This window comes from Capnocytophaga sp. oral taxon 863 str. F0517 (assembly GCF_000466425.1).
In the GTDB taxonomy this organism is placed as follows: domain Bacteria; phylum Bacteroidota; class Bacteroidia; order Flavobacteriales; family Flavobacteriaceae; genus Capnocytophaga.
Genome location: NZ_KE992181.1, coordinates 1 through 4,526, shown reverse-complemented (window position 1 = coordinate 4,526; position 4,526 = coordinate 1). Strand labels below are relative to the sequence as shown.

At 46.2% G+C, this 4,526-nt stretch carries 3 protein-coding genes; all 3 read left to right on the top strand.

Going from position 1 to position 4,526, the window contains the following annotated elements; all coding sequences use genetic code 11:
- Window positions 1–313, top strand: a 313-nt coding sequence (locus tag HMPREF1551_RS12490) for a hypothetical protein (RefSeq protein WP_021629538.1), incomplete at its 5' end; no start/stop codon positions are given.
- Window positions 314–379: 66 nt separating this feature from the next.
- Complete coding sequence (locus HMPREF1551_RS12485; protein WP_021629537.1) at window positions 380–1,204, top strand: KilA-N domain-containing protein; 825 nt, start codon at window positions 380–382, stop codon at window positions 1,202–1,204.
- Window positions 1,205–1,222: 18 nt separating this feature from the next.
- On the top strand, window positions 1,223–4,526 hold a 3,304-nt coding region (locus tag HMPREF1551_RS12480), incomplete at its 3' end, for a DUF5724 domain-containing protein (protein WP_021629536.1).

Below are 4,526 nucleotides of genomic sequence, written 5' to 3'. Positions count from 1 at the left end.
AGGCGGCGTAGATCCCGAAGCCTCTCATAGCACTCTACAGATGCGTGGTGCCTTGGCCAGAGAGAGTGCACGTCTGTTCAAGCTACAAAACGTAGAGGTCAAGGAGCGCCATATCTTGGTCAAGAACGAGCATGGGGATTACAGCCTGCACCTTGGTAGTGGTATGATTAGCCGTGGCGGCTTGCAAATCAATGTAGTAGCCGTACAGAGCCAACACCGCGGCCGTGTCTTCCTCCCCTTTGTAGATGACGACCCGAAGACCGCCGAGATTATCAGTAAGATGAAGCTATTGGCGGAAGGAAAAATCCGTTAATAGTGACCAGTGACAAGTGACTAACGACAAACTCATGTAGCAAAATACATTTTCTAAAAATACACAATGGCAAAAAACAAGAAAATAGAAATTGCAGGAACAGAAATTTCTGTGATTTCACAAGAGCAAGATGATTATATATCTCTTACAGATATGGCGAAAAGTCAAATGCAGGAAGCTATTATCATAAAGTGGTTGAGCTTAAAGAGTACAATTGAGTATATAGGAGAATGGGAGGCGCTATACAATCCGAATTTTAATTATACCGAATTCGGTACAATTAAAAATGCTGCAGGTAGTAATAATTTTGTTCTCTCTGTGAAGAACTGGATAGAAGCTACTAATGCTATAGGACTAAAGGCAAAAGCTGGTAGATATGGAGGAACTTATGCTTACAAAGATATAGCATTTCATTTTGGAATGTGGATTAGCCCCAAATTTCAGTTGTTATTAGTAAAGGAATACCAACGCCTGAAAGAAGATGAGAATAATAGGCTCAAATTAGAATGGAATCTACAACGGACACTCTCTAAAGTAAATTACCATATTCATACAGATGCTATTAAGGAGAATTTAATTCCTAAGAAGATTAGTGCAAAACAAGCGCAATTTATCTATGCTGATGAAGCAGACTTATTGAATATGGCATTATTTGGTATTACAGCCAAAGAGTGGAGGGAGCGTAACCCAGATAAAAAAGGGAATATACGAGATGAGGCTTCTTTAGAACAATTGGTTGTATTGAGCAACTTAGAGAGTATTAACGCATTGCTTATAGGACAAAAAATCTCACAATCTGAGCGTCTTATACAGTTGAATAAAACAGCTATTGATCAGATGAAAACATTAGTAGCCAATAAAGCGATAAAGGCATTAACCATTGACCATTAATCATTAACCATTAGTATCATGCTAAAAGACGAACAAGTAGCAAAACATTTGGCGCCCCATAAGCGGGAGCCACTTAAGAAAGAGGCTTTTGCTTCTTTCTCCGAGCCCTACCAGCAGTTGGGGTTCTATATTGCTGGTATCTTCTCTTATAGAGAAGAAAGTAAATTTCGTGAAAAATTCACCTCCTTTGGCTTTGCCGATAAGCTATGGGAAACAGCCGAAGGCAAGTGCTTAGCCGATTTGCTTTTTGGAGAGGTACAAGCTCCCTATGTACAACGTATCTGGGATGATGCCTATAAGTACCCCTACTCAAGTGATTGGTCTCGCCGTCCTTTCCGCTCACCCAACCCTGAAGACTATAGGGAGACCCAACTGAAGGTACTCAACCGGCTCTGTATTCTTCGCAATGCAGGATTTGGTGCCCTGCCCATAGCCGAACAATTCCAATATGCCGTCTATAAGGTTGCCTCAGCCAATTTTTTTGCAGTAGTCCTTTCTGAAGATCCCGATAAGTCCTACGCCTTGGTAGAAGAAATCTTCTTGGGCGAGGACGAGATAGGTAAGGTGTGTGCTTCCTTGATAAAAAGCTGCCTCATGGTGGAAGATAAGCGCTATCATACTTTGGTAGAGAAGACCCTTTTGGCGGCACAACTTCAGGAAGACCTCCGTCAGATGATCTTAGAGACCTTGGACGAGACGACTATCCCTGTACTCCAGCACTTTATAGGAGTGATCTTGGAGCACAACCTTACTCGCTTTAGCAGTGTAGTACGTGCCGTGGATACTTGGTTTGGCTTTGGCTGGGAAGCCCCCCAGCAGTCGGTGGTCAAGCGTACCTTGGAGCTGGCACAGACCTATTTGGGTGACCTTGATAAGGCACGCGAAGTAGCCGTTAGCAGTCAGGACAACCTGGAGCGCTATGTAGCCCTATGGGCGGTGGCCGTTTATAATGTAGAGGAAGCCTTGCACTTGGCCGTAGCAGCGCTGGACAATACCAAAACAAGCTACGAGGCTTGTGTGGTGGTACTCTACTTTATGCGCCAAACCCAAAAGAAGACTGATGAAATCCTCTCCTTTGCCGAAAACTATTTTGGCATAGAACCCGCTTGGGATTACTGGATCTTAAAGAACCTCCCTCAGGGCAAGCTCACCCCAGCCTTGTTCGACAAGGTACATGCCTCGGCTAAGAAGCTCCCTAAGGACGGCAAGAGCTTTGAGGGCGTTGGTTTCCGTTGGCTCGGCTTTACCATAAAGCCTTTGGATCTCTACCAGGCGATGCTCAAGGCTGCCAATGAGCAGCAACAACAGCTTCTCGCTACCGAGCTGGCAGAAATTCCTGTAGATGCCCGCCATATCCTACTCGACGATATCTTCCCGGTGCTCTCTCGTGGGCGCTATAGCTATTATAGTGATGAAGAAAAGAACTTGCCACCTGAGGACTATCCAGCTGACTCTTGGCAACGTGCCTTGGTGCGTACTGCCCTGAATGACAAGGGACCTTATGTGGTGAGCAAGGCAATGGAGGTACTCAAGAAAGTGCCTTTGGTGCAGGACGATATCCTCGCCCTTGAGCAAGTACTCTCCCGTAAGAACAAGGAACAACGCAAGGAGAGCGTGGCCTTGCTCGTTAAGCAACCCGAAGCGATACTTAAGGATAGTACCTCCCGTATGATTGTCTCCAAGAGTGCCGACCAACGCTTGGCGGCCTTGGAAATCCTCACCGTATTGCAGGAGGAAGAGCGACTTGCTGACTATGTCACCGAGCAGGTGGAAGCCTATAAGGGGCGTAAGCTCTCCAAGAACGAGCAGGTGCTCATGGACAAACTCACCTACAACCCTGAAACAGCCACTGAGCTTAGGTATGACCTTACCAACGGCTTTGGAGTGCTCAACTTGGACAACCTGACCTCCTTTGACTTGCCCAAACCCCTCTTTGACAAGCAGCGCAAGGAGAAGAAGGGCGGTTTTCTCTTTGATAAGCTCGTCAATGTAGAGAAGATAGGGGAGGGGCTTAGTGAACTCTTAGCCTTATGGCGTGCTAACAAAGATTATGAATACCAATACGAAGGCTATCAGGGAGCTACCGAGACGACCCTCTTGGGCAATGACATCAGGTGTCTGCACAAAAGAAAGGAGGAGGATACCCCTATGGATAGATTGAATGACCTGCCACTGGCCGACCTATGGAAAGGCTGGCACGAAAAATACCAGTTTACCGAGATAGAGTACTACTTTGCTAAGCGTTATTGTGATCATCTCTACTATGAAAACCCCAAGCCAAAGGGCTTAGATGCGTTCTTGGCTAACTACTATCCTGATTTCAAGGTACATTTTGAGGGACAAATTCATAGTTACCGCGGAGAAGCTCGTAAGGCAGAAGACTTATTAGGGTATCTGATGAAGGCTTATAGTGAAGACAAAGCCCTCTTAGCGAGCTTTAAGCTCTCGGTCTTTGAAGATGCCTTAGCTACTTTCCCCAAGGAAAAGCGTGGAGAGATCTACAAGCGCGGTTATTCTTCCTTGGATTGGGACGATGTAGTGACGGATTATGCTGCCGTAGTCTATTATGGGGACGATGGAGACTTCCCTTATTATACCGATGACCAGCTCTTTAGACTTTGGCAAATCCTCTATTACCTATATATAGAAGGAAAGAAGGACTTAGATGCCCATAAGAATACGATAAAGGATGTTCTTCCTTATGTACGCAACTTTGTACGCCGAGAAGAGCGCCTGCCTCGCATCAACGAAGGCTTGCTACAATTGACCCTCATGCTCTATAACAAGGGCAGACTTACCACCGATGATCTCATCTTCTTCTGCTTGCTCAATAATGAGCTGTTTGCTATGGCACAAGGAGCAGAAAATCACTTTAGCCGACGATTGCCTAAGTGGATCAAGGATACGCTTACTTTCCCAGAAACTCTCTTGGAACAGGTCAAAACCCACATGCTCCAAGTAGAATTGCAGCGAGGTGATTTGCCTACCGATGCCTCCGTATATATCAGTTCACTCAGCCAGATAGAGGGCGCCCAATACTTCTTCGAGGCCTTAGAGCGTATGGGCAAGGAGCCTTTCGCCAAAGGCTATGGCAGTGGAGTGGGCAAGCGCTATACCTTTAGCCATATCTTGGAGGTAAGCCAGCCGAGTGCTACCGATACCTTTGCTGCCTTCAAGAAACACTTGGACGAGGTAAAACTCAGCAAGCAGCGCCTGGTGGAGGCGGCCTGCTATGCCCCTCATTGGACAGAGTGGATAGGGGACTACCTCAAGATCAAGAGCTTCCGTGAGGCTATTTGGTGGTTTATCGCCCATACGACCG